Source organism: Thermoprotei archaeon, assembly GCA_038881895.1.
Classification (GTDB): domain Archaea; phylum Thermoproteota; class Thermoprotei; order Gearchaeales; family WAQG01; genus JAVZOV01.
In genome coordinates, this window is record JAVZOV010000005.1 from 11,975 (window position 1) to 37,287 (window position 25,313).

The following is a 25,313-nucleotide window of genomic DNA, read 5'->3' on the forward strand; positions in this document are numbered from 1 at the left end:
AACATATATTATGATGATGAAAGGGTGGTAGCTTATTGAGTTTAGATGTCGGATGCGGAAAACGAAAATTAGGGGAATAAACGTGGATGTAAACAAGGAGCATCATCCAGACATTGCATGTGACGTTCACTATTTACCTTTTCAAGAGATTGAGCCTTTTGAATTTTATTGAGTTGGAAAATTATTTGAGTGAAAAACTAGGAGTTAAAAGTTGATTTGGTTGAGAAAAGCACTTAAAGCCGAGAATTAGGAAGCACATCTTAGAGGAAGTTGTAAATATATGAAAAGAGAGTTTTTAGATTATCTAGAGGACATAATCAGAGTTATGGAAAATGTAATGGACTTTGTAGAGGGGATGGATTATGAGGATTTTATAAAGGATAAGAGGACAATCTATGCAGTAATAAAACAGTTTCAAAGCTGATAAGTTTAAAAATGGCTCATGTTAATGCCTTTTCTTCATTAGGTTCAGTGTAACCCTAATTAATCATCGCCACAATTAATAATAAAAACTGACTAAAAAGTTTTATTAATTAAACTTCGGAGACAACTATATTTCTGAGGATGCCTATCTTTTCGACTTCGGCTTCTACGATATCATTGTGCTTCAGAAACTTGTTTTTACTCATTCCAACGCCCGATGGAGTACCAGTTGAAATATAGTCTCCTGGTTTAAGGGTTATACCCTGTGATGCCCAATGAATGAGTTCCTCAACATTGAATATTAAGTTTCGGGTATTACCGTCTTGTTCGATGTTTCCGTTAACTTTCAGTGTAAGTCTTAAATTGTTAGGATCTAGTATTTCATCTTTCGTAACTATGTATGGTCCTACAGGGGTTGTTAAATCCATCGATTTTCCCCAGATCCAATAAAATCCTAGAGATTCTGCAGGTGGAAATTGCCAATCTCTCATCGAGATATCGTTAACTACAGTATAACCGAAAACGTGGTTTAATGCATCTTTTCTATTGATATATTTTCCAGGTTTACCGATTATGATACCGAGCTCAACTTCCCAATCAACTTTTTCTGAAATTTTTGGTTTAATTATAGGATTTTCATGTCCTATTAATGTGTTAGCAAATTTAGGAAAGAAATAGGGTTTAGGAGGAGGACTTGCGCCACTCTCTTTACCGTGCTCTCTGTAATTTATAGCGACACAGAATATTTTCTCTGGATTTGGAACAGGAGGATGCCATTTTATCTCTTTTGGGTCTATGAAAGGACTCGTATCATTGAGTTCAAGGCTTTTGCTAAGTAATTCTTTAGCAATGTCAAGGGATAATTCTTCAAAAGCAATAAACTTGCGCATGGAATAGAGGAAGTCTGGAGCTTCAATAGAACTGTGTATTCTTTTATATGCGTTAGGTAAATCTAATACTCCACTGTTCGTTAAAATTCCTACCCGATATTCATCTTTTATCGAAAAAGTAAGTAGTTTCAATACGTTCACCTCAATTTAGTCTTACTTATAGAGTATAAATTATTTTGCACCAAATTTATTTAGATTAAGAGGTGTCTCTATGGGAGTTTGTGCGTCAGATTTTAAAGTGTACTATTTACAATAAAATCTTTGTTTCTTTAGGGAAAGGAGAAGGATCTTGACACTCTCCACGGCTGAAGCCGGGAGATTCTCGGTTTGTCGTGGGGCTTCCACTCATTCTACCGAGTTCTGGGCTGTGTCAAGGCAGCCCCTGCCATGAGCATATAGCCCATGGCCCGCTTGCTGGAACCTTCCCCACACCGTCTTGGATGGGAGCCTTATTCCAGCCTTTGGACATCCCATCCACATGCGAGCGACCCGCTCAAGGAGCTGATGGAATTGGAGGAATATAAAGTTAACGGCGATTCATCTCCACGACTGAGGTCGGAAGCCTTCTCGCCGAAAGAGTGGGTAAAGCCCCATTTTTAGAGAAGAGCCAAAGTACCTAATATAGCAGGTCTCAATCTGATTTAAGCAAAGATTTATATTACACTACATATTTGATATCTTACCTGTAAAAGGAGGAAAAAACTATGAGTAGCGGAGAGGGGGTTCCCACACTACCTGAAGAAAAACAAGCACAAGCTGTAAAGAAGGTTCCAAGAAAGCCTGCAGGACCAATTAGTGAAAACACAGTTCTAATTGGTTCTAAACCAGTAATGGGATATGTGGTAGCAGCATTAATACAGTTTAATAGAGGCGGAGAAAAGGTTGTATTAAAAGCGAGAGGACGAGCAATTTCTAGAGCAGTAGATGTAGCTGAGATATTAAAGAACAAATTCCTACCAGGACAAGTAAAAGTAGGCAATATATCTATTAATACAGAGAAAGTCGGTGAAGGCGATCAATCAAGAGACGTTTCAACAATAGAGATTGTACTTGAAAGAGCTAAGTAAACAATGAATAATTACTAAAAAATCCATTTTATTTCTTTTTGATCATAAAACGTTTCCATAAGCTAAACTAGCAAGCTAAACGTTTATTAATTTAACATTATTTAATAATAGCAAACAATGGCAATATACGTATCAAACCTCATGAAATTTAGTAAAATGGTTCAAGAGACAGCATTGTTAGTAATATTAGTTTTAATATCGCTAAGATTCTACATAGAGTTCCAACCATTAAATATATCTGGTATAAAGTTTAGTGGAGTATCTCCTTTCATATTCCTTTTATTCCTGATTAGTTCGTACGTTAGAAGAAAAGCAGTATTCTTGGGTTGGTTATTAGGAGGTTTGTTTTTTTCACTGTTACTTAACATATCTGATGTAATTCTTATATTTTTCACCTCGGTGTTCTTAGGTATTTTCGGGTATTTTTATTCATGCGTTTCAAAATATAAGATAAAAACATTCACAGATGTGATAAGAAATATAATAGGCACATTAATCACACTTTGGATAACATCTGGAACTGTAGCAACACTTTATGAGGTTAAAAATTTAATGACATTTGACCAGGCGTATAACATATTCTTCACCACTGGAATAATTATAATACTCATAATAAACATATCAACAGTATACTTTTATGGTGATAAGATCTACTCTATATTTAATAAAATCTAAGCTGTTAAGAACTATTTTCATAATAAATTTATGTAGCAGTTAAGATATACAATTTTAGGATCAACTTGATACCGTTAAAAGAGAAAGAAGTATTAAGAAAAATGTTGTATGAAGCGAAAAGTAACATCAAAATAACTGCTATAATACCTAGTAACCATCAAATGTTTGATCTTTTTATGAATTTTATTTCAGAGTTAAAAGAGATAAGGGAGAATTTTGTAGATATGATTATTATAGATGATCCTAAAACAATGTTGCAGTACCTAGATGTTTCTATGTTTCCGGTCTTTATTATAAGTGGGAGGGATGTTAAGATTAAGTTTTATGATTTGCCAGTAGGATTAGAAATGGTAATGTTCATTGATGCTTTGAGCGCGGTTATTAATGAACCTGATAATAAACCAATAAGAAATCTAAAAAGTGTTACAATAAAAATCTTGGTGTCTCCTACATGTTCACTTTGTGTTCCAGTCATGAGAACTGTCATAAAGTTTGCAATGCTAAGCAAAAATTGTACAATTGAAGTATTAGATGTATTAGAAAATGCGAAACTCTTAGAACGCTATGGAGTATTAACGGTTCCTGTTATAATGGTGAATGATGACATTCTTTACACGAATCTTGATGAGGAAAAGATTGCATCATTTCTGGTAAAGCATTTGACTCATTCATTATCCTGAAGAATGAGGTCTTTAATTGTGATTAGAATCATGTATTTTTGATTGAAGATAAACAAATATTTATATGCAATAATTACACATTTTGTGTGAGACCCTGGTGATGATAGAATATGAAGCAAGTGGAATATGATGTAGTAGTTATTGGTGGTGGTCCTGGGGGACTTTTAGCTGCAAGAACAGCGGCGGAAAAAGGTGTTAGAACTCTTCTTATAGAAAAGGAGAGTCATTTTGGTAGGAAACCATGTTCAGGAGCCATTTCTTCACGAGGTATGCAACTTTCTGGATTAATACCATCTCCAAAATTTGTAGATGCTGTTGTTAAGGGTTTCATTGTGCATGCTCCTGATGAAACAAAAAATGTAAAAACTCTTAATTCAGAAATTAATGAAGGGCCTGGGTATGTTACAAATAAGGCATTGTTTTTAAAACACTTGGCAATATTAACTGCAAAGGCAGGGTCGGATATATGGCTTAATACTCTAGTGGAAAGCCTCATAGTGGAAAATAATAACTTTGTGAGGGGGGTTGTAGCAAGACAGGGTACTGAAAGGATAGAAGTAAGAGCAAAGATTGTGATAGATTCCAGTGGTTATGCATCAAAACTCTCAACTGATATTCTTCCAAGAGGAACACGTTATGAAATAATACCAGCAGTACAGTACATTATGACAAACGTTGAGAATGTTGATGACGATCTACTATATTTCTATGTAGGTAATGATGTAGCTCCAGGAGGTTATGCTTGGATATTTCCAACCGGCGAAGGAACTTATGAAGTGGGTTTAGGTGCAATGAGACCAGGTACAAAAGCTATACTGGATGCATGGATCAAAAGACATCCAGATAAATTTAGCAAATCAAAGATAATTAAATATGAATCTGCAGCAATACCAATAGGTGGTTTGGTTCCAAAATTAGCAGGGAATGGGATCATGCTAGTTGGAGATGCAGCAGGACAAGTCATACCGCTTACAGGTGGAGGAAATCATTCATCAATGGCAGGTGGAAAAATGGCAGGTGAAATAGCAGCCAAAGCTGTTGAACTCAATGATACTAGTGTAAATACATTGTCGGAATATGAAAGGCTTTATATAAAAGAAAGCGAGTGGGGGTCACGAATAGAAAAAAGTTATAAAGTAATGAAGGTGTTAGTATCATTAAGTGATGACGATCTTAATAAATTAGCAGAAATGATAGACGGCAGAGATGTTGTAGATTTAGCAAATGGGCAAAATATAGGACGGGTAGCAAGAAAACTACTCAAACATCCAATATTGGCATCCAAACTAGCATTAAAAATACTTGAATGAAAACCCTATAATCAGTTTATAAAATAAGTTTTTCTCACTTTTGTTAACTGTGCTATTTGTACTATTAAGTTACATGAAATTTTGAGAAACTATGTTAAGTGAAAACTAGGTTATGAGTTAAAGTGATTAGAGTGTTGTGTTAGATAGGAATGTTGAAATATAAGTTAAACAATAAAGTATTGGGATAAAGTATGGATGTTAAAATAAAGGCGATACTTATCGGTAAAAACCTTTTTAGGAAGGATAAGGATACATGGATTGTAAAGCTAGATTTTGTGGAGGAAACTCCTGAGCCTCCAATAATACAACAGACAGGGGACATAGCAAGGGAGATAGCCCCTATTATACAACAGACGCTTCAAATGTTTACACCTGGGTTAGCGCAACAAACTATGCCAAGGTTAACTCTCTGGCTTACTGATGATGAGTGGGAAACATTAGAGAAAAAACCGGACATAGGAGATGAAGTTACAATTACGATAACAGATAAGAAAGAAATTAAGATTGGATGAAAGCAGGTTCCAGTTAAACCTTTTTTTTATTAAGGAGTTTTCAGTGTATTAGTACAGTGCTTCAAAACTATGGTAATGATCTTGTGTTTTTCCATGTGTAATGAAGTCTTTGTATTACTGTGATCTGTGAGAGTATTATGATTACTATGAGTGCTACTTCTAGTGCCTTGTTATATAATGGAAGTATGAGTGTTGCTACTATTATTGTGAGTAGTCTCTCTTGTCTTTCGAAGAGTCCTACTGCACAATTTTTAAGTCCTCCGCTTGATTCCGCTCTGGCCCTTGTATAACTTACCATGATTGAGCTAAAGAGGGTTATCATTGCGTACACCCATTCTGTATAACCTCCTAATGCTATTCCAATTATTATAAAGAATTCTACGTACCTATCTAGTACTGCATCTAGTACTGCGCCGAATCTTGTCACTTTTTCTGCTGCTCTTGCTACCGCTCCATCTAGCGCATCCATTATTCCTGAAATTATGATTGTTGCCAGTGCGAATAGTGGTTGTTGTGTTGCATAAAAATATGCTGTTAGTATTCCTAGTATGAATCCTATGAGTGTGATGTGATTTGGTTTGAGTCCTATTTTTGCTATTTTTAATCCTATTGGATTGAGTATTTTGTTTATGGTTTGTCTTAGTTTACTTACTACCACTTGTCTCACCTTTTAAGATTTTAAGGCGTTCTTCCATGAATTGTATTCCGTTTTTGAAGAGTTGTTGTCCTTTTTCTGTTAGCTGATAGTATTTTATTCCTGGTAATCCTGCACCACTGAGTGGTTTTATAATTTCTTCACTCTCCATTTTTTGTAATACCATATATATTGTAACTGTCGCTGCGTTTAGTCTGTATTTTTCTTTTAGTTCCTTTACTATTTCGTAACCATATTTTGGTTTTTCAAGGAGAGAATGACAAACATAAAGCCATATATTGCCTTTTGTGAGTGTTTTGACAAGTCTTTGATATGCCACTTTGTGGCACCATCATGGGTTTTCAATTGCCTCACTAATTAGCTTTAGTACTTTATCAGTTCCTATTGCCAGCATGAATGATGCTATTCTTGGTCCATTTGGTTTTCCTAAAAGAATCATGTATAAGGTTTTGTATGCATCTTGTGGTTTTATGTTTGCTTGTTTTATGAGCGAATATATCTCGGCTTCAAGTTTTTGCGAATTAGGTTCTGTCCATGCTTTTAATAGCGTGTATAATTGCTTAAGAAGTTCTTTCTGGTTTTGATCTATTCTTATTTTTATTTCTTGTGGTACTGAGTTTTGTAGTGTAATTCTATAGTTTTCTGGTGCATATTTTCGCGCCCAATATCCTGCTTTTGGTAAGAGTCTTTCAATTATTTTTAGTTCTTCTATCATTGGTGTATTTTTTATATGTCCTGTTCTTTGGAGACGTTTTATTGCTTCATTAAGTCTTTCTGGTCCTTCTGGTATTATTTGATCTATTATTGCTAGTACCAAATATGGGACTTGTAACCCAATTTTTTCTGGTGGTTTTCCATCGTTGGCCAATTCGTATGCTCTTCTAATGTCTATTATGGTATCTTTTTCTGCTGGCTCCTCTGTTCCGAAATATATTCTTTCTGCTCTGTCATATTCGTCGTGAAGGAGTGGTGGTGTTTTCAATGGATCGAAGTCTAAGTGTGAGAGTGGTTTCATGACGAAGTACCAATATTTTAGTACTTCTGGTCTTCCTACCCTGAGCCATTCGTCTATATCAAACGAAACACCCTCTGAGCTACCCATCTCTTCTCTTTTTCCGTTTTTTATTAAACTTACCCATTCATACGGGAATCCTTCTGGTGGACTCACCCCGAAAATTTCTCTTATTAGCTCATTGCAGCTTTCCCTGCTTCCTCCTGCAGCAGCATGATCTTTTCCATAGAGCTCTATATCAACTTTATATGTGTACCAGAGTGATGCCCACTCTGCTCTCCATTCTAATTTTGCGTTTTCCAATGTTGTTATTCCCTTATGTCCACATCTCGGACACGTGTATTCTATAATGCCTTTTTCTGGATAATATTTCGTTACTTTTGTATCTAGTATGTTGTAACATTTTTCACAGAGTGCTTTTATTGGGAACCATGTCGCCTCTAATTTGCCTCCTTTGTATTTATTGAGTACGTTTCTTGCTTTTTCCCTTTGTTCTATGATGCGTTTTACTGCCTCTTGCATTCTTGGATTTTTATACGATTCATGTGTGTATACAGGCTTTGCTGTTATTCCGTATGCTTCATATGATTCCAAATATGGTTCCATGAAATGGTCTACCCAGTTCGCATGACACCCCCATGGATCTGGAACGTTGAGTATTCGCACTCCTTTCCATTGTTCAATGAATTGCCTGGTGACTAATGGTTCCTTTGCTTTGAGAGGGTCTTGGGTATATATTACTATAATATGTTCTACATTAAACCCTTTTTTTACTAACTCTCTGTAAATAGCTGAGGGATATATCACCTCTCCTCGTATTTTTCCTATGTGTATTGGTCCCGCTGGAGCCATCCCGCCACTTATCACTAGATTACGTTTCCCTGCGAGGACTATTTTATCAACGAACCTGTCAAGCCAATGTTTGGGTTGAGCCTCTTGGCTCATAACCCACTTCATCTCTCAACTATCTTTCTCTCTTCTCTCGCTCTGATAGTTCTTACACCATGATAAACTGCGCATGATACACAATAATATTTTGTGACAGGCACTTTCATTATCATCGCACCCGATTTTTCAAGCTCTGACGCTAGTTGCGGATCGACTGGCATGTAATATCTTGTGACCTTTATAGCTTTATCTCTAGGTATTTGTCTTCCACAACCATCACAGTATACTATGTCGCTTCTTCCCTTATCACCTTTTGATCGCCCACGGCTCTTTCTTTTCTTAGTCAAAGAGATACACCCACAGAGATTTTAATACAGTTCATATAAATAAATCTATAGTGTTCGCACAATCAAATCTCCAGCATTTTTTCCTTTCCAGTAAAGTAAAAGTGGCCAAGCCTCACACTTCAGAAAGAAAACGTCGTTGTTGTAGTTTCAAAATAGATTATGTTTATAGGTTGATAACGTATATTTGTATAATGTTTGAAACATGCTCCTCTCTGCTCAGGAAGCATGGCTTCCTATGAGGCAGGTTGATGAAGTGTGAGAAATGTAGTTTTAAAACACAAGCAGTAGGTATTAACTCATAGAAAAATAAAAATATTAGTTATAACTTAAAAATTAACGTGAGTATCATGATAAAATCAATACTCTATGGCACGTTGTATAGATTAGCTGTGCAGGGTGCATTAGATAATGAGATTGAGATCTCAACATCTATTATGGCCAAGTCATCTGGTTATTCCCAACAAACTATTTCACGCCATTTGATACTACTTGAGAAAATGGGGTTAATCGAAAGGCGTCTTACAAATAAAGGTGAAGCTATAAGAATTACTTCCAAGGGAAGACAGGAGTTGATGGAGGTTTATGTAACTTTAAAAGAGATTTTTGAGAAAGTTTCTGAAAAACGTTTCATAATTACTGGAACTGTTTTTACAGGCCTTGGTGAGGGCGCCTATTATATTTCTAGAGCAAGATATGCAAAGCAGATTGAGAGTAAACTGGGTTTTAGACCTTATCCTGGCACGTTAAATATTAAATTAATATCACCGCCCTCAAGGGCTTTTCTCAATAATTATGAGCATGTTTTTATTCGAGGTTTTAAGAGTAGGGAGAGAACTTTTGGTCCTGCAAAATGTTATCCAGTTACCATTAATGACAGTGTTGATGGTGCAATAATAATTCCTATCAGGACTCATTATGATTATAGTGTTGTTGAGGTGATAAGCTCTGTTAATTTGCGTAAGATACTTAGCTTACATGATGGTTCTTTAGTTATGCTTAAGCTAAAGAATCCCATAAGTATTTCTAGTGAATAGTTATAGCACGAACATTGAAACTCTCCGATATAGTGATCACCTCTAAACTTCATCTTTTTAATGTATAAATTTTTACATGAATGTTTAATAAGAAAGTTCTAAAGTTTTAGTTCTGATGTGAATTGTTGATATGCTTATGTATGTTTTTATGATTTTTGGGCAGGTCACCCTCAAGTGAGCTTTAATAGGTTCTCTCTAGCACAACCGCTGTCCAACCCAAACCCTGTAAAGTCCTTAAGGACTGAAGGGAATTCCATGTCTAAGGACATAGAGAGTGTCAATTTGTTTAGAGTTTTACAAGATACAGAGAAAGTCTCATTCTCCAGCGTAGGAAGTGAGGTTGGATTATGCAATTGATATCTTATAGAATTTTAAGTTAGTTTTTTAGAAAGATAAGGTCCATCATCTATGTATCCCATTCTTCTATAGTATGGTTTTACTCCTATTCCGCTTATTACTAAGATTTTTCTAGCGTCTAATTCTTCTCTAGCTATTTTTTCTGCTTCTGATAATAATTGTGAACCGTAACCTCTGTGTTGCCATGAAATGTTTAAGCGTTCGCCTATGGGTGCTTCTATGCCGTACACATGTAATTCTCGAATTACTGCAGTTTCAGTCTCTGTTATTTCTTTTCTCCATGCTTTATTGGATGGTTTTCGGAGTCTGAGAAATCCTATGAGTGTGTCTGTTGTTGGATCTTCGAATGAAATGAAGTATTCTATACCTTCTGACGCATAGTATTTTCTAGTTATTAGTTTTATGTTGAATTCATCTGGAGTAATTCCTTGTTTTAATTGTTTTAATCCTACCTCTCTGCATCTTATACAGCGGCATTTCTTACCCATGTGTTTAAGTTCTTCCTCTGCAAGTTCTCTTAGGTTGCTCCTTTTTATACCATCTGTTATTATAGTTGCTGGAACGTCTCTCTGTATTCTCATTACACGTATCCATTCTGGTGTTATTGAAAGTATTTTTGCAATTAGTTTCACTGTTGTATCTAGATCATATGGCGTGTACTCACCTTTTTTCCACCATTCATAAAGTTCTGATCCTTCGATTACTAATGTTGGATATATTTTTATCATGTCCGGCTTGAACTGCGGATCTTCAAATATTCTTTTAAATGCTTCAAAGTCACGTTCTGGATTATTTCCAGGTAATGCTAGCATCATATGGTATCCTACTTTTAAACCTGCATCTTTAAGTCTTCTTGTCGCCTCTATGCTTTCTCCTACTGTATGTCCTCTTTTTATTAGTTTGAGTACATCATTATATATGGTTTGAACACCTATTTCCACTCTAGTTGCACCATAGTTTAACATTCTATCTATGTGATGTTCTTTAGCATAATCTGGCCGCGTTTCTATAACTATTCCTATACATCTCACCTGCGCACTCTCGTTTTCTTTCATTACGTTTTTCAGCATCACGTTCTTATCTGGTTGGTAGTCAGGGTAGTCGTTCATCGATTGTATGGCCTGTGCTATGAACCATTCTTGATAGTTGAGACTTAATGATGTGAATGTTCCTCCCATTACTATTAGCTCAATTTTTGTTGGTTTATGTCCTAACTCTGTATACTGGTTTAACCTATTGTTAACTTGTTTATATGGGTGAAAGTTATTTTGTATTGCCCTCATTAGTGCTGGTTCATCACCTAAATAACTTTTTGGTGTTCCATATTCAGGTCCTCCAAAGCAATAAACGCATTGTCCTGGACATGGAAGTGGTGCAGTCATTATTGCCACAACGTGTATTCCTGAAGCAGCTCTTATTAGGCGGGCTATCTCTCTCTTATTATTGCTTATGTCATTTATTGCTTTTCTTGTTATCGCTTTAACCTCCATTATATCTCTGACAATAGGATATTTCTATCTAAGTTTTAAAGATATTGGAATACTTTACAGATTATAGATCACTAGCTTTATCTCTACTCTGAAAGAAATTCTTGGGTTGGTGAGCAGTTTTTGAATAGATAGATTTTTACAGACGTTTTGAGTTGATTTTTTTACGCCGATATGGGTCCTGCTTCCAACGCGAATAGGACGACAGGCAGGCGAGGGGACTTCCAATGTGCCGTCCTTTACCGTTGGCGGCGAAAGCCCTCGAAAGCGTTTGCCGATAGAGGGAAGGGACGAAAATCCATGAATCCCACAACGTTTTCAAAAGTTCATCAGTTCCCCCATCTATTAAATCTTTCATTTTGGGACTGCAATTGTTAGAGACTTTTAAATCTTTATCCTCCACTCTAAATGATAAAACTCTTATATCGCGAATTTGTTTAATGTTTTTTTTTTGCTATGGCAAGTAAGTTCTGCGGAAATATTGATGGTGTGATGTCTAATCTGAAGATTTTTGGTTTAATTCCTGCAAGCATAAAATCTGTGTACAATTCTTTTTTCGTATATAGGTGATAGTAACGGAGCAATGTTGATCCTCTGTGTTTCCATGTGACGTATACATCCTTTATTTTTAATTTTTTTGTGAATACGAGTGTTTTTATGATATTTTTTATATGACGTAGTTGTAGGAGATTCCATACAGTTATTATTAATAAACCGTTCCTATCTAATTTTTCATACATTTCTTTTAATGCTTTTATTCTGTTGATTTTTTCTGGTATGTGATGTAGTGTGGCTATGCATATTATTAAATTGATCACGTTTTTTCTTAGCGGAATGTGTGTTAAGGATGCTTGTATAATATCAATATTATGGAATACTTTGTTTTTTATTGCTTTTGATCTGGTTATTTTTAGCATTTCTTCTGAAATGTCCAATGCTATGGTGTAATGTCCTTTGCTTGCGTATGGTATTGTGTGTCTTCCATTTCCGCATCCTAGATCGGCAACGATTAGTTGATGTTTCTTCTGTGAGTATTCTATTATATATTTCCATGGTCTTGTTCTTGTTATGTCAAAATCTCTTGCTATGCTATTGTAAAGTTTCATTATATCTTTCATAATCTGTTCTGACATTATTTTGTATATCGCTTTATCCTATAAATTTTTGTTGAATCGCTTTTTTTAAAAATACTACAATAATATTTAATTTAATTGTGTTAAATTATTGAGCTTAGTGAAACTTTAAGTTTTTATTAAGGCAGTAAAATATTAGAAGTATGAGCAGTGAGGATTCAATATTAATTGAGACTCATTCTGAAATCTTTGTGGAAAAACAAGTTAGGTTAATTAAAGAAGTTGTGGGTTCACGTAGAGTTGTTGCTGCTGTCTCTGGTGGTATTGATAGTGCTGTTGCCGCATACTTAAGTTGGTTGTCAGTCCCTGATAATCTAGATGTAATCTTTCTTGATACAGGTTTTATGAGGGAAGATGAGAGTAATGAGGTTAGATCATTGTTTGAATCTATAGGTATTGATATAGATATTGTTGATGCTAGAGAGCGTTTTTATGAGAAAACGTTTGGTTTATCTGACGCTGAGAGAAAACGCATAACATATAGGGAAGTTTTTTATAATGTCTTAGCAGATGAGGTTAAAAAGCGAAAAGCAACATTCTTGGTGCAGGGTACTATAGCGCCAGATTGGATTGAGACATTGGGGGGAATAAAAACTCAGCATAATGTGCTTTACCAGATTGGTTTAAAACCTGAAGAACGTTATGGTTATACAATATTAGAACCTCTTGCAAATCTGTATAAATCGCAAGTCCGCTTTTTGGCAAAATATTTAGGACTGCCTGAAAAGCTTGTGAAAAGACAACCATTCCCAGGTCCCGGTTTACTTATAAGGTGTGTTGGGGAATGTAATTATGAGAAGCTTGATGTAACACGAAGAGCTACTAAGATTGTTGAAGACTATCTTAAGGAATATAATTATTCGCAATTCTTTGCTGCAACTTTCTCAAAAGCTATGGAAGCTAATGAAAATATCATTAATCATTATATTAATAATATTACGAATTTTAATAATAGGTTTAGCAACGTTAAAGTTTTTAAATTTAAAGAAAAATCTACTGGTGTAAAAGGAGATTCTAGAGTTTATGGTGAGGTATATGCTATATCACATGACAATATTAATCTAATCATTGAAAATAAAATATCACTGGTGTCTGAACTTATGTCAGTTATACCCTCTGCTTCAAGATTACTTACGAAAATTGGGGAGGGTTCTGAGGATGGTAAGTATTCAGTGGTTATAAGGGCTGTGATTACTGAAGATTTCATGACAGCAGAGGTTCCAGCAATCTCACTAGATGTACTAAAAAATGTAAGTACTAAAATCATTAAAAGTAATGAGAACGTTGCAGATGTTTACTATGATTTAACCTCAAAACCTCCAGCAACAATTGAGTATGAATGAGTGATTTTTCATGATCATAGAAAAACAATTCCATGGTGATCAATATGAAAGTAGCAATTGTTGGTATGAGTGGGCAATATAATCATCTTATATTACGACGGGTGTTAGAGCTAGGTGCAACCGCTAAATTTTTTACAAATAAAGATGTACAAAACGATTGGTCCCAATTAAATACTTTTGATGGTATTATAATTGGTGGAGGTCCAATGAGTGTACCTTATTACGATCAGGATATTCTTAAGAAGTTCTCAAGATTTCTAGACATCTACAATAAACCTATTTTAGGTATATGCTTAGGACATCAAATGATAGCTACAGCACTCGGTGGAGAAGTAAGAAGTGCTCGATATCCTGAATTTGGTCTCACTGAAATTAATGTAATACATCAGAATGAGCTTTTTAAAGATGTTCCGTCTAAGTTCATCGCATGGGAGAGTCATAATGATGAAGTAGTAAAAATTCCTGAAAATGCTGAAATAATAGCATCATCAGAGAAATGCAAAGTTGAAGCGATGGCGGTCAAAGGAAAAAAGATATATGGTGTCCAGTTTCACCCTGAGGTAGAACATACAAGATATGGTAAAACTATTATAAAGAATTTTCTTGATATCATTCCAAATTATTAACTGTTTTTTCCACCTTAGGTGAGTCTTTCTGTTATAATTATTATTTTATAATATATTTTTGATACAATATATCCCGAAACTGCTGATTATAGCGTATCTTCTTCGTTAGAGTCATGTTAAAACATTAGCAGGTATCATAAGGTATAGTTTTAAGGATTTTGATAAAGGAGAATACTTAATAGTGTTATCTTGATGCTAATGCTATTCTTTCTATTTCCTCTTTTTTCTTTATTGCATAGCTTTTTGTGTCATTTTGTGCCGCTGCTATTATTTCATCGGCAAGGCTTTCATCTATGGGTTTTGGACCATTGAATGATGATAATCGTGCGCCCTCTACCATGTGTCTTAGTGCTAAGTCTATTCTGCGTTGTGGCGCTACATCAACTGATTGGTGATAGACAATTCCACCGTAAGCTATTCTCGTGGTTTCTTCTCTTATTGAGGCATTTTCTATTGCTTTTACTAGGACTTGTATTGGATTTCGCCCTGTACGTAGATGTATTATCTCAAAAGCATTCATAACTATTTTTGTTGCGAGGTATTTCTTACCTGCGTTTCTGCCAGGTCTCATTAGCATGTTTATTAATCTTTCGTATATGGGAACTTTGGATTTGGCGAATCGAGTCCTCGCATACCTACCTGCAGAGTGTGGCATGTAAACTGGTTTAAGTGAGATGTAATTTTTTAATCCAAGATCAACAACTGTAACATCTTCAACACTCCATTTCCCGAACACAAGTATTTTTGGTTTAGCTGTTATTTCACTTGGTTTTTCTTGTTTTTGATCGGGTTTTTCAGTTGTTTCTTCGTGCGTTTTAGTTTCTTCTTTTGCATTTTCTTTGTTCGTTTCTGTACTTTTTTCATTAATATTTTCTGTCATTGTTCTACCTCCTTGGTTTTTGTGCTTTTCCAGCTAGTATTGCTGAAAGTGATACTCCGTTAACTTTTATTACTTTCCATCTCACACCTGGAAGATCACCGTACGCTCTTCCTTGAGAACCACCTAAACCTTCAACTATTACCTCATCGTGTTCAGAGATTACATTTAACGATCCATCTTTAGGGCAGAACGCTGTAATTTCTTTTCCGTTTTTTATTAGCTGGATTCTTACACACTTTCTTACTGCTGAGTTTGGTTGCCTAGATTCTACTCCAACCTTTTCTATAACAATGCCTCGCGCTTGTGGTGCTCCTTCCAATGGGTCAAATTTCTTTTTAAGTTTTAGCATACGTCTTTTATAATCAGGTTTACTCCATCTGAGTTTTTGCCTTTTCTTTATTAGTTTTCTAGCGGCGAACAATCCTTTTGGCGATTTTGATCCTGGCACGCTAAACACCAGTCGCAAATTACTAGTTAAAATGCGTCTATATATTTTTCTCCATTCCTTTTCATCATCTTTTAAGTTTTTAGCAGGCTAGGAAAGAAATATTTTTTGTTTTTCATATTTTTCCTTTTGTCCCATTCCGCAAGTATTCGCACGGCTTCATTCGCAACTTTTATTGCGTCTTCTTCGCCAGCATTAGCAATGAATTCATTTTTTACACGTTGCGCATAAACTGCACATACGGATCCTGCCCTAACGTTATAGATATTTGCCAATGTGAAGAGCGTGGCGGTTTCCATTTCAAAGTTCAGTACGTTCATGGATTGAAGATCATTTATAATGTTTTTGCTCCAGCTTGGTAAATAACCCTTATATCCTGGTCTTCCCTGACCTACATAGAAACTATCTGTAGATGCCGTTAATCCTACATGATATTTTACTCCTAGGAATTCTGCGGCTTCTATTAATGCTAAGACTACCTCATAGCTGGCAACTGCTGGATATTCTGGTGGCGCATAGTGTTTACTTGTTCCATCAAACCGTAGCGCGGCTGTTGAGATTATTAAATCTCCAATATTAATATTACCTTGTAAAGCTCCTGCACTTCCAACTCTTATGAATGTTGTGGCCCCTGTCTCCAATAATTCTTCAATGGCAATAGCACTAGCTGGTCCGCCTATTCCTGTTGATGTAGCTGATATATCGATGCCTTTATACTTGCCTGTGTACGTGACGTATTCTCTATGCTCAGCTATTAATCGTGATTCATCCCAATATTTTATAATCTTTTTTACACGGCCTGGATCTCCAGGTAAAAGAACAAACTGCGCAATTTCACCTTTCCTAACTCCTATATGATATTGTCTTCCTTCTATCACATCTACAGGTTTTTCTGCAGATGACATTCTTTTCATGGTTACCAATTTCATAAATTCTTCTCTTCACTTATAAAGTAATTGCAATGAACGATATTGCATAGTAAGCGTTTCCTTTTTAATCATGGAGAAATTTATATTATAGTAAGGGTTTTTGTAAGTTGAATTGCTATGAAGCTATACGAGTATGAAGCTAAGAAGATTTTTGCAGACTATGGTATTCCTATTTCACCTTATGAGATTGCTACTGATCCTGAGAGTGCAAGGAAATCTGCTGAGAAGTTGGGTTTTCCTGTTGTAATAAAAGCACAGGTTTTAGTTGCGGGTAGAGGTAAAGCTGGTGGTGTAAAGTTTGCCAGAGATCCTGATGAGGCTTATAATATAGCCTTACAGATGCTGGGTTCTAATATTAAGGGTGAAATTGTTAAAAAAGTTATGGTAACTAATGCGGTAAACATATCGAAGGAAATTTATGTGAGCATAATTGTTGATAGGTTTGTAAGAAAACCTGTTATTTTGGTCTCTAGCGAGGGAGGAGTTGATATTGAAGAGCTAGCTGTGAAGGCTCCTGAAAAAATTATTAGGACGCATGTTGATCCTTTAATAGGGTTGCGTGATTATCAATTAAGATATGTAACAAATCATGTGGGTCTTTTCGGTCAAAATGCTTCTCAGTTTATGTTTATATTAAGGGCATTGTACATGATTTTTGAGAATCTTGATTGTGATCTTGCTGAAATAAATCCTTTAGTGATAGATTCTAATGGTAATTTAATCGCAGTGGATGCAAAAATAATAATCGATGATAATGCATTATTTAGAAGGAAGGAGTTTGCTAATAGAGAATCCGTTGAATATTCAACGTTTGAGATTGAAGCTCGTCAGGCTGGTTTTAACTATGTTGAATTAGATGGTAATATAGGGATCATATGTAATGGGGCTGGATTAACGATGGCAACTATGGATACTGTTTATCTAAAAGGTGGTAGACCTGCTAACTTTCTTGATGTTGGTGGAGGTGCTACTTCAGAGATTGCTGAGAAGGCTACCTCACTGTTACTTAGACATCCAAATGTAAAGGTCATATTTTTCAATATTCTCGGTGGTATCACTAGATGTGATGAGGTAGCTAAAGGTCTTATCAACGCACTTAATAAATATGGTAGTAATAAGAAGATTGTAGTGAGAATGATGGGGACTAATGAGGAGGAAGGTAGAAGGTTGCTTAAGGAGGCTGGAATTGACTGGTATGATTCTATGGAAGAAGCAGCCGCGAGAACTGCAGAGCTTGCAAAAACTTTGGAGGCATGAAAGATGGCGATTATTGTAAACGAAAATACGAAAGTTCTTGTTCAAGGAATAACGGGAAGAGAGGGCACATTTCACACAAAATCTATGCTAGATTATGGTACAAAAGTGTTAGCAGGTGTCACACCAGGTAAGGGTGGACAGAATGTTCATGGTGTACCTGTGTATGACAGTGTTTCTGATGCATTGAAACATCATCCAGAAATTAATACATCCATAGTATTTGTTCCTGCGCCATTTGCTACTGACGCTGTTTATGAGGCAATAGATAATGGAATAGAGACCATAGTAGTAATAACTGAGAGGATACCTGTTCACGATACATTAAAGTTTATAAACTATGCAAGATTAAAGAACATCACTATAATAGGTCCCAATTGTCCTGGTATTATTTCACCAGGAAGAAGTAAAGTTGGTATAATGCCTGGTCATATATTTAAGAAGGGTACTGTAGGAATGGTTTCTAGAAGTGGCACATTAACGTATGAAATCGCACACGCAATATCAAGATCGGGCCTTGGGCAAACTACCGCTATAGGTATAGGCGGTGATCCGATTACTGGTCTTACATTTATTGAGGTATTAGAGATGTTCAGAAAAGATGAGGAGACTAAAGCCGTGACAATAATTGGAGAGATTGGTGGTGACGCTGAAGAACGTGCTGCTGAGTACATAAGATCAACTAATTATGAAAAACCTGTCGTGGCATATGTTGCTGGTAGAACTGCTCCTCCAGAAAAAAGGATGGGTCATGCAGGCGCAATAATATCAATGGGTACAGGTAGTGCAAAAAGTAAGATAGAAGCATTTGAAAAAAATGGTATTCCTGTAGCCTCATATCCAGGAGAAGTTGCAGATTTGTTACTCAAATTGCTGAAGCGATGAAATATTTAAAATTTATATAACTTGTTTTTATTAATTTATTTAGGTATTTGCTATACCGGTGGTTGAAGAGTTGACATTTGCTGTTATCGGTGTGGATATTTGTGGAGGGACGTCTCCGAGCGCTAAAGGTGGTGCGAGGTATACTGCGGTTTATTTAGTTGATAATGAAATTAAAGAGACCTATGAGGAAATTACATTATCATCTCTTTTAAGAATTATATGGAAATATCAACCATCAATTGTTGCGATTGACAATGTTTTCGAGCTTACGCACAGCAGTAAGGCTCTGATACGGTTACTTTCTGCCTTTCCACCTGGAACAAAGCTTGTACAAATTACTGGTGCTCCTAATCAGGAATATGAACCACTAGTAAAAATTGCTGAGAAACATGGTATAAAATTTATGTCCAAACCAACTTCTTTACAGACTGCATCTATCGTCGCCATTTTAGCATCTAAAGGTGTTGGATGGATTGTTAAGGGACTGGAGGATGAATGTATGATAGCTGTTTCGAAAAAATTGACTCCTCAGGCTGGCGGTATGAGTATGCAGAGATATGAGAGACTTGTTAGATCATCCATACTTAGACTTACTAGAGAGATTAAGGAGATATTAAGAGAGCATGGATTTGATTATGATTTAATCTACCGAAAGGGAGAGGGAGGAATCAGCGGTAGTGTATTTATAGTGTATGCACCTAGGGAAAAACTTTCCGGTATTGTTAAATCTTATGAAGGGCATTCTGTCAGAGTAACTATTAAACCAGTAATAAAAAGAGAGCTAGATTTTGAACCTCTTTCTGTCCATAGCACGACTGTTTTTTCTTCTAAGAAAGGATTGATAGTCGGTTATGATCCCGGTATAACTGCAGGGCTTTCTGTGATTACTCTAGATGGTAATTTATTGCTCCTTAAGAGTGGCAAGTACTTAACCCGTGGTGAAATAGCAAGGGAAGTATTGAAGCTAGGAGTTCCTGTTATTGTTGCATCTGATAGGAAACCGGCGACTGAGATGGTGAAGAAACTTGCTTCTATGTTTGGAGCAGTACTTTATGAGCCCGAGAGAGATTTGAGAGTTGATGAGAAAAAAGAGATTGTAAATAAATTTTTGAATTCTCAAGAAATCACGGGTAAGTTTGATACACATATGAGAGATGCCCTTGTTGCTAGTGTAAAAGCTTACATGCATCACAAACCAAAGTTGCAACAACTTGAAGAAGAAGCACGATTAAAAGGATTTAAAGGTTCTTTAGATAAGGCTAAGGTGATGGTTATACAAGGTATAAAAATAAGTGATGCATTACAACGTCTTGAGAAAGAATCTTCCCTAGAAGAACAAACTCAAGTTACAGAAGTTTCACAGAAAGATAGGGATCTCGTCGCATTAAGAGAAAAGGTTAAGGAATTAATAGAGCAGCAGTCTAAATTCAGTTCAATGATCGCAGAGCTTCAGATGTTATTAGAGGAAAAAGATAGGGAGCTCAAGGAGTTAAGAAATAGATTACAGGAAGAGCGATTGAAAATAGATCTAGTAATACGTAAGGATAGAAAAGTTGAAATGTTAAATGAACATGTAAGGATGCTTGAATCAACAATTAAAAAATTAGAGACTGATTTATCTGAACTTAAAGAAATTATATCTAATTATGAAAACATAGCTAGTAGGATAGAACGTGGAGAGCTTATTGTTGTAAAGAAGATAGAGAACGCCACGTCTTCTTCAGTAAGAAAGTCTATTGAACAGAAGAAATTAAAGTGCGGTGAAGTTATATATTTAGAAAATCCTATGATATTTGATGAAGAGGGATTAAATGAGATAATAAAGTTAGAACCGAAGATGATTATTCTTACAGTTAAACCTGCTGATTGGTTACTGAATTTCTTTAGATCTCAGGCATTACCTGTTTATCTTATAAACGAAAATAAAACTAATGACATACAATTGGTTAATATTGGACCTACAATATTCATTGAGAAAGAAAAGATTTTTAAGATCGCTGAGGATGAAAAGGAGAAATTAAAGCACGAAAGGTTACAACAAATGAGAGAAAATTTAGAGAAACTCATTGAAGAATATCGGAAACGTGCTAATTAAGGATTCTGAATTAAGTATGGGTATGTGTAGAATACTTAGTCCTTTCATCTCTGTGTTAAACGTTTATTTAAGAAATATATGTAACCAACCTATGAACATGTCCATTTTGAAAACACCGATAACAGTAAAAACAATAAATAGATTAGAAGAGAGGCATTGGTACTTTGTTTTCTAATATAATTTTTGTGATCTTAGTTATATTCGAAAGTTCAGCATCTGTTATGGCCTCTGCCTCATAACGTATTGTATTGAAATCATTTTTATTTTCTATATTTAATGATATGTTTGCGTGAAGTGGCTGGTCAATAGGTCTTCCAATTTGACTGAGCATGTATACAGTTACATTAGTGACACCTTTTACTTCCCTGTGTATTCTATCTGCTATTATGTAGGATAACACGTTGTAAATTTTTCCTACGTGGTTTACTGGGTTTTTACCGGCAACAGCTTCCATGGACATTGGTCTGAATGGTGTGATTAAACCATTTGCGCGGTTTCCTCTTCCAGTATTTCCATCATCACCTGCCTCAGCTGATGTTCCGGTGACTGTTAAATAATACGCTCCTAAATTGGGCCTATCTGCAGTGTTCACGTAGACTTCGACATCCATATCTGTTATGCGCGATGCAAGTTTTTTAATCCTTTCTACGACCTCAGATTTCACTGAAAGATAATGATCAGGATCAGGTATGTATCTACTAACCATGGCTATTGCCACGGACAATTTGACCCTATTACCTTCTCGTAAACCCATTACTTTAATATCCTCTCCTAGTTCCGGCAGTTCCTTTTTTACTTCAGGTGAATTTAAGTATTGTTCAGTTTCGAGAACAAGCTTCTCTGTTGGTGTTAGTGGTGCAAAGCCTACTCCTATGGAAGTATCATTGGATGATGGCACAATTTCTTTTGTTTCAAAAAGTGCTCTTAAATCACGTGAACCAGGCCTTATCATGTAATCGATTATTATATGCTTGTCAGGGTCAAGAAATCTAAAACTGCTTTTTATGTAATCTTTTATAGATTTCATTACTATTGGTCCTATTGGTACATGTTCATCAACACCTTCTTTAACTTGTACGGTTGTAGTTGCTCGTCCAGCTATTATAATATATATTGGTTCTAGGACATCACCACCACCAAACTTTGGATTAGAGCTACCACCCACTACAAGGCCTTTATCTAAATTATGATGTAATATTAATCCAAATTTCTCAAGATAATACTTTGACAATGCCTTACTTACTGCTTCTGCAGATCCGTCTGCAATATAATCGGGATGCCCTTTTCCTTTTCGTTCAACCATTTCTATGAATCTTTTACTAACAGGCTCACTCTCGTCCAACGTTACTAATATATTCCTTTTCATTTCCAAACACTTCCTAATTATGTTTATTGATATTCCTTAATATTTAAGCATTATTTTGTTTTGCACATTAGTAATGATGAAGTTTAATGAGAGGTATGTAAGATAAGCCTATTTAGTTTGTGAAAATTTAAAAATTAAATTCTATTGATAACTATGATTTAACTTTGACGGCGGGGAGTCTCCATCCGTAGGGGTGGGGATGAAGGCCGATAAGCTTATATTTTTTCTCGTTGTATTTATCATTGTCTGCTTGGTTGGCAGACCTAGTAGGCATGGAACAGGCCGAAAGAGACGCCTGCTGAGGGCAAGACCTCCGTAACCCACCTTCCGCACGGGATTCCCGAAACGGTCTCACCTGCCGAGACCTCCGCTGTGGGTGTGGAGATCGAGTCTGTCCGTGGAAGCAGGAAGCCACCTGCGAAAGCTGGTGGTAGTTCACTCCACAACCTCCATGAAGAGCCCCTATTGAGTGCGGGGACTGCTTTAGAACTTCTCGCTGAGGTAAAACCCGATGATTGAAACTAGGACTGATTTTGGTTGTGAAGAGTGTGATAATGTTAATAGAAAAATTAATATTGGGATAAAGATTTATTGATTTAATGTTGATGAGGTGAAATTAGAAAAACTTATATTAGTTGAAAAATCGTTATCTAATGGTGCAAAAATATATGTATGTTAATGTGCAGAGTTGGGATCATTTTGATGCCCTTCTTAAATCTAAGAATGTAAAAGAAATCTACTATACATTTGATAAAAAGACGAGGCAAATTCATCTTAAATTTACAGATGGAAATGTTATTTATGAACACGTTACACCTAGAGATCGTTTCCCATTTGATTGCGATATTTATATAGAACCGGAAGAGGATATAACTAAATTAACAAAGCCTGAGGAAGTGTATAATGTTATCTTAGGTAGAGAGATTGTTTATCTTATAGGTAGCCAAAAGATTAGAGGCTTCAATATGTGGGTCATTTATAGTAACTTTGTCATGGTGGCTCGTGAATTATTAGAAAACGTGCTAAAAAGTTATACTTTGGTAGAAGGAGATTTATGTTATTAAATTCTTTTTTAGACAAGGTCATTCATCTTTTAAAGCAGTATAATTTCAATTATAACATTTCACATTCTCTTAGATGCTTTACTTTCTGATTAGCACGAAATGAGAAGTAGAAGCGGACTCCTCCTGTAGTACCATGATACTCATATAATGTGTTTAAAAGTAAGAATTAATGTTGTTAGACTTTTACTGAACGTTTTTCGAAAGGAAACTAAAAGCAGCTAAGACATTCCAAGACTTTTTGTGGAACTAATTGCAGGAGAAAACGATGATTCTTTAGAGACAAAATTCGATTAAGCATGAAGTGTTGTGAAAGTGCAAGATTGTTTTTGTTGTAGTAAGTGATAGATCATGTGAGAACTGAGGAAGATTATTTTTATTTTCAGGAGAGAGAATTGTTGAGAGCAATTCGTTTAAGGTTTTTATGTTCACACAGCTTGAGACCCTCCATATTAGTGTTGATTCTGAGTTAGATTATATTAATATATCTTTTACTTGAACATAAAGTATATTATTTCCTCTGATGAAAACTTTACCGTATTTTACAATTGTTTCTCCATTGTCGTTTTGTTCTTCTGCATTTATAAGGATGATGTTCATGTTTGTGTCGCACGCTGCTAAGCTACCATAAAGTAATGTGTTGTCTTTTAAGCGCACATTTACATGTTTGTTTATTACTTTATATATTAATCCTAGTGGTGTCATTGTTTGTATGTTACTATTTTCTATGCGGCTAACCTTCATGGTTTTTCTAAACCTCATTCTCATGAATACCACAAAGATTATTTAAACTTAATGCTCCTATCTACATGTTCCTTAAATTAAATTTGTTTTAATCAAGTGCTGAGGTAATGAAGTATTAAAGTTTGTTGTATGTTTTATGTATTTTCAATAAAGATTTGTTGTAATATTTGGAGAGTAGAGAATATAACTAAGATTTTGTTTATCTATAATAGAGGAGGTATGGCAAAGGCTAAAGAAGATGCTGAGGTAAAAAAGGCTCCTATGTTATTAAGGGATATTGAAGGTATTGGGCCGGCGACTGAGAGTAAATTAAAGGAGGCTGGATATTTTACTATTGAATCTATAGCTGCAGCATCGGCAAAAGAAATCGCAGACTTGACTGGATTAAGTCTTGATAAAGCTATGGAAATCACTAAAGCGGCGCGACAGGCTCTTGGCATCAGTTTTATAACTGCTGATGAGTTCTACCAAAAAAGGCAAACTGTTGGTTATATATCTACTGGTAGCAAAACTCTTGACAATTTGCTTGGTGGAGGTATAGAAACAAAAGCTGTAACAGAACTTATCGGTGAGTTCGGTTCTGGTAAGACGCAATTATGCCATCAACTTTCTGTTAATGTGCAACTTCCAAGGGAGAAAGGTGGTTTAAATGGTAAAGCTGCTTACATAGATGCTGAGGGAACTTTTAGACCCGAGAGAATTATTCAAATGGCTCAGGCAAAGGGTTTGGATCCTAAGACTACTCTTAATAATATAATTTATGCTCGTGCATATAATAGTGATCATCAAGTTCTTCTTGTGAGAGAACTAAGAGAGAGGATACCTGAAGAAAACATTAAACTTGTTGTAATAGATAGTTTAGTTAGTCATTTTAGGAGTGAATATCCTGGTAGAGAAAATTTGGTTATGCGTCAGCAGAAGCTAAACAGACATGTTCACGATTTGTTGACTTTGGCCGAGATTTATGATGTTGCGGTTATTGTGACTAATCAAATAGTTTCTTCACCTGATGTGTTCTTTGGCAATCCAAATAAGCCAGCTGGTGGTAACATCGTTGCTCATGGATGTACTTACAGAATTATTATAAGAAAGAGTAAAGAGAACAAAAGAATAGCACGAATACTTGATTCACCGATGCATCCTGAGATTGAAACAGTCTTCGCTATATCAGAAGAAGGAATAACTGACACCGAAGAAAAATAAAACAATCAGTCA

At 35.7% G+C, this 25,313-nt stretch carries 26 protein-coding genes; 14 read left to right on the forward strand and 12 right to left on the reverse strand.

Annotated features, from left to right (window positions below):
- Nucleotides 1–280 precede the first annotated feature (280 nt).
- On the forward strand, nucleotides 281–424 hold the full coding sequence (locus QW128_08345; GenBank protein MEM3833573.1) for a hypothetical protein: 144 nt from the start codon (nucleotides 281–283) through the stop codon (nucleotides 422–424).
- Between the two features lie 109 nt (nucleotides 425–533).
- On the opposite strand, the gene QW128_08350 is transcribed toward QW128_08345, so the two are convergent.
- The gene (locus tag QW128_08350; GenBank protein MEM3833574.1) at nucleotides 534–1,445 is read right to left on the reverse strand and encodes a fumarylacetoacetate hydrolase family protein; all 912 of its coding nucleotides are present in this window, start codon (nucleotides 1,443–1,445) and stop codon (nucleotides 534–536) included.
- A 659-nt stretch (nucleotides 1,446–2,104) separates the two neighbouring features.
- On the opposite strand from QW128_08350, the gene albA reads away from it, so the two are divergent.
- From albA to QW128_08375, 5 genes are all read left to right on the forward strand, one after another.
- Nucleotides 2,105–2,380 (forward strand): DNA-binding protein Alba, encoded by a 276-nt coding sequence (gene albA, locus QW128_08355; protein ID MEM3833575.1) that lies wholly within the window; start codon nucleotides 2,105–2,107, stop codon nucleotides 2,378–2,380.
- Between the two features lie 117 nt (nucleotides 2,381–2,497).
- On the forward strand, nucleotides 2,498–3,055 hold the full coding sequence (locus QW128_08360; protein ID MEM3833576.1) for a hypothetical protein: 558 nt from the start codon (nucleotides 2,498–2,500) through the stop codon (nucleotides 3,053–3,055).
- 65 nt (nucleotides 3,056–3,120) lie between these two features.
- Entirely contained in the window at nucleotides 3,121–3,735 is a 615-nt protein-coding gene (locus QW128_08365) for a thioredoxin family protein (GenBank protein ID MEM3833577.1), read from the forward strand.
- 110 nt (nucleotides 3,736–3,845) lie between these two features.
- A complete protein-coding gene (locus tag QW128_08370) occupies nucleotides 3,846–5,045 on the forward strand; it encodes an NAD(P)/FAD-dependent oxidoreductase (GenBank protein MEM3833578.1) in 1,200 nt (399 codons plus the stop codon).
- 191 nt (nucleotides 5,046–5,236) lie between these two features.
- A complete protein-coding gene (locus tag QW128_08375; GenBank protein MEM3833579.1) occupies nucleotides 5,237–5,557 on the forward strand; it encodes an arcadin 1 in 321 nt (106 codons plus the stop codon).
- A gap of 67 nt (nucleotides 5,558–5,624) precedes the next feature.
- On the opposite strand, the gene pgsA is transcribed toward QW128_08375, so the two are convergent.
- The 4 genes from pgsA to QW128_08395 are packed head-to-tail and all read right to left on the reverse strand — an operon-like array spanning nucleotide 5,625 to nucleotide 8,459.
- Nucleotides 5,625–6,215, reverse strand: a complete 591-nt coding sequence (pgsA, locus tag QW128_08380; GenBank protein MEM3833580.1) for an archaetidylinositol phosphate synthase — start codon at nucleotides 6,213–6,215, stop codon at nucleotides 5,625–5,627.
- On the reverse strand, nucleotides 6,202–6,531 hold the full coding sequence (locus QW128_08385; GenBank protein MEM3833581.1) for a PadR family transcriptional regulator: 330 nt from the start codon (nucleotides 6,529–6,531) through the stop codon (nucleotides 6,202–6,204). Before QW128_08385 ends, pgsA begins: the two co-directional genes overlap by 14 nt.
- A 12-nt stretch (nucleotides 6,532–6,543) precedes the next feature.
- On the reverse strand, nucleotides 6,544–8,169 hold the full coding sequence (gene lysS / locus QW128_08390; GenBank protein ID MEM3833582.1) for a lysine--tRNA ligase: 1,626 nt from the start codon (nucleotides 8,167–8,169) through the stop codon (nucleotides 6,544–6,546).
- An 8-nt stretch (nucleotides 8,170–8,177) separates the two neighbouring features.
- The gene (locus QW128_08395) at nucleotides 8,178–8,459 is read right to left on the reverse strand and encodes a 30S ribosomal protein S26e (protein ID MEM3833583.1); all 282 of its coding nucleotides are present in this window, start codon (nucleotides 8,457–8,459) and stop codon (nucleotides 8,178–8,180) included.
- A gap of 347 nt (nucleotides 8,460–8,806) precedes the next feature.
- Here QW128_08395 and QW128_08400 point away from each other — a divergent pair, with 347 nt between their 5' ends.
- The gene (locus QW128_08400; GenBank protein MEM3833584.1) at nucleotides 8,807–9,493 is read left to right on the forward strand and encodes a DUF120 domain-containing protein; all 687 of its coding nucleotides are present in this window, start codon (nucleotides 8,807–8,809) and stop codon (nucleotides 9,491–9,493) included.
- Between the two features lie 371 nt (nucleotides 9,494–9,864).
- On the opposite strand, the gene QW128_08405 is transcribed toward QW128_08400, so the two are convergent.
- Nucleotides 9,865–11,340: a tRNA uridine(34) 5-carboxymethylaminomethyl modification radical SAM/GNAT enzyme Elp3 gene (locus QW128_08405; protein MEM3833585.1), complete on the reverse strand. Its 1,476-nt coding sequence runs from the start codon at nucleotides 11,338–11,340 to the stop codon at nucleotides 9,865–9,867.
- 434 nt (nucleotides 11,341–11,774) lie between these two features.
- Complete coding sequence (locus QW128_08410) at nucleotides 11,775–12,470, reverse strand: class I SAM-dependent methyltransferase (GenBank protein ID MEM3833586.1); 696 nt, start codon at nucleotides 12,468–12,470, stop codon at nucleotides 11,775–11,777.
- 143 nt (nucleotides 12,471–12,613) lie between these two features.
- Between QW128_08410 and QW128_08415 the strand changes: the two genes are divergently transcribed.
- Both QW128_08415 and QW128_08420 read left to right on the forward strand, forming a co-directional pair.
- Nucleotides 12,614–13,813 carry a hypothetical protein gene (locus QW128_08415; protein MEM3833587.1) on the forward strand — a complete coding sequence of 400 codons (1,200 nt, stop codon included), beginning with the start codon at nucleotides 12,614–12,616 and terminating at the stop codon, nucleotides 13,811–13,813.
- A 44-nt stretch (nucleotides 13,814–13,857) separates the two neighbouring features.
- Nucleotides 13,858–14,439, forward strand: coding sequence for a GMP synthase subunit A (locus tag QW128_08420; protein MEM3833588.1), 582 nt, complete (start codon nucleotides 13,858–13,860; stop codon nucleotides 14,437–14,439).
- Between the two features lie 184 nt (nucleotides 14,440–14,623).
- Here the strand turns inward: QW128_08420 and QW128_08425 are convergent, their stop codons facing one another.
- The 3 genes from QW128_08425 to udp all read right to left on the reverse strand — a co-directional run bounded on the left by QW128_08425 (nucleotide 14,624) and on the right by udp (nucleotide 16,693).
- Complete coding sequence (locus QW128_08425; GenBank protein MEM3833589.1) at nucleotides 14,624–15,319, reverse strand: 30S ribosomal protein S7; 696 nt, start codon at nucleotides 15,317–15,319, stop codon at nucleotides 14,624–14,626.
- 4 nt (nucleotides 15,320–15,323) lie between these two features.
- Complete coding sequence (locus QW128_08430) at nucleotides 15,324–15,767, reverse strand: 30S ribosomal protein S12 (GenBank protein MEM3833590.1); 444 nt, start codon at nucleotides 15,765–15,767, stop codon at nucleotides 15,324–15,326.
- Between the two features lie 71 nt (nucleotides 15,768–15,838).
- The gene (udp, locus tag QW128_08435; GenBank protein MEM3833591.1) at nucleotides 15,839–16,693 is read right to left on the reverse strand and encodes a uridine phosphorylase; all 855 of its coding nucleotides are present in this window, start codon (nucleotides 16,691–16,693) and stop codon (nucleotides 15,839–15,841) included.
- Nucleotides 16,694–16,810: 117 nt separating this feature from the next.
- On the opposite strand from udp, the gene sucC reads away from it, so the two are divergent.
- From sucC to QW128_08450, 3 genes are read left to right on the forward strand one after another with little or no spacing between them, the layout of a single operon-like run.
- A complete protein-coding gene (sucC, locus tag QW128_08440) occupies nucleotides 16,811–17,950 on the forward strand; it encodes an ADP-forming succinate--CoA ligase subunit beta (protein ID MEM3833592.1) in 1,140 nt (379 codons plus the stop codon).
- A 3-nt stretch (nucleotides 17,951–17,953) separates the two neighbouring features.
- A complete protein-coding gene (sucD, locus tag QW128_08445) occupies nucleotides 17,954–18,832 on the forward strand; it encodes a succinate--CoA ligase subunit alpha (protein ID MEM3833593.1) in 879 nt (292 codons plus the stop codon).
- A gap of 58 nt (nucleotides 18,833–18,890) precedes the next feature.
- A complete protein-coding gene (locus QW128_08450) occupies nucleotides 18,891–20,927 on the forward strand; it encodes a DUF460 domain-containing protein (GenBank protein ID MEM3833594.1) in 2,037 nt (678 codons plus the stop codon).
- A 142-nt stretch (nucleotides 20,928–21,069) separates the two neighbouring features.
- Here QW128_08450 and QW128_08455 read toward each other — a convergent pair whose 3' ends face one another.
- Nucleotides 21,070–22,293, reverse strand: a complete 1,224-nt coding sequence (locus tag QW128_08455) for a methionine adenosyltransferase (GenBank protein MEM3833595.1) — start codon at nucleotides 22,291–22,293, stop codon at nucleotides 21,070–21,072.
- Between the two features lie 653 nt (nucleotides 22,294–22,946).
- Between QW128_08455 and QW128_08460 the strand changes: the two genes are divergently transcribed.
- Nucleotides 22,947–23,357, forward strand: a complete 411-nt coding sequence (locus tag QW128_08460) for a hypothetical protein (protein ID MEM3833596.1) — start codon at nucleotides 22,947–22,949, stop codon at nucleotides 23,355–23,357.
- Nucleotides 23,358–23,828: 471 nt separating this feature from the next.
- On the opposite strand, the gene QW128_08465 is transcribed toward QW128_08460, so the two are convergent.
- On the reverse strand, nucleotides 23,829–24,116 hold the full coding sequence (locus QW128_08465) for an LSM domain-containing protein (protein MEM3833597.1): 288 nt from the start codon (nucleotides 24,114–24,116) through the stop codon (nucleotides 23,829–23,831).
- A 201-nt stretch (nucleotides 24,117–24,317) separates the two neighbouring features.
- Here QW128_08465 and radA point away from each other — a divergent pair, with 201 nt between their 5' ends.
- Nucleotides 24,318–25,301 carry a DNA repair and recombination protein RadA gene (radA, locus tag QW128_08470; GenBank protein MEM3833598.1) on the forward strand — a complete coding sequence of 328 codons (984 nt, stop codon included), beginning with the start codon at nucleotides 24,318–24,320 and terminating at the stop codon, nucleotides 25,299–25,301.
- Nucleotides 25,302–25,313: the final 12 nt, after the last annotated feature.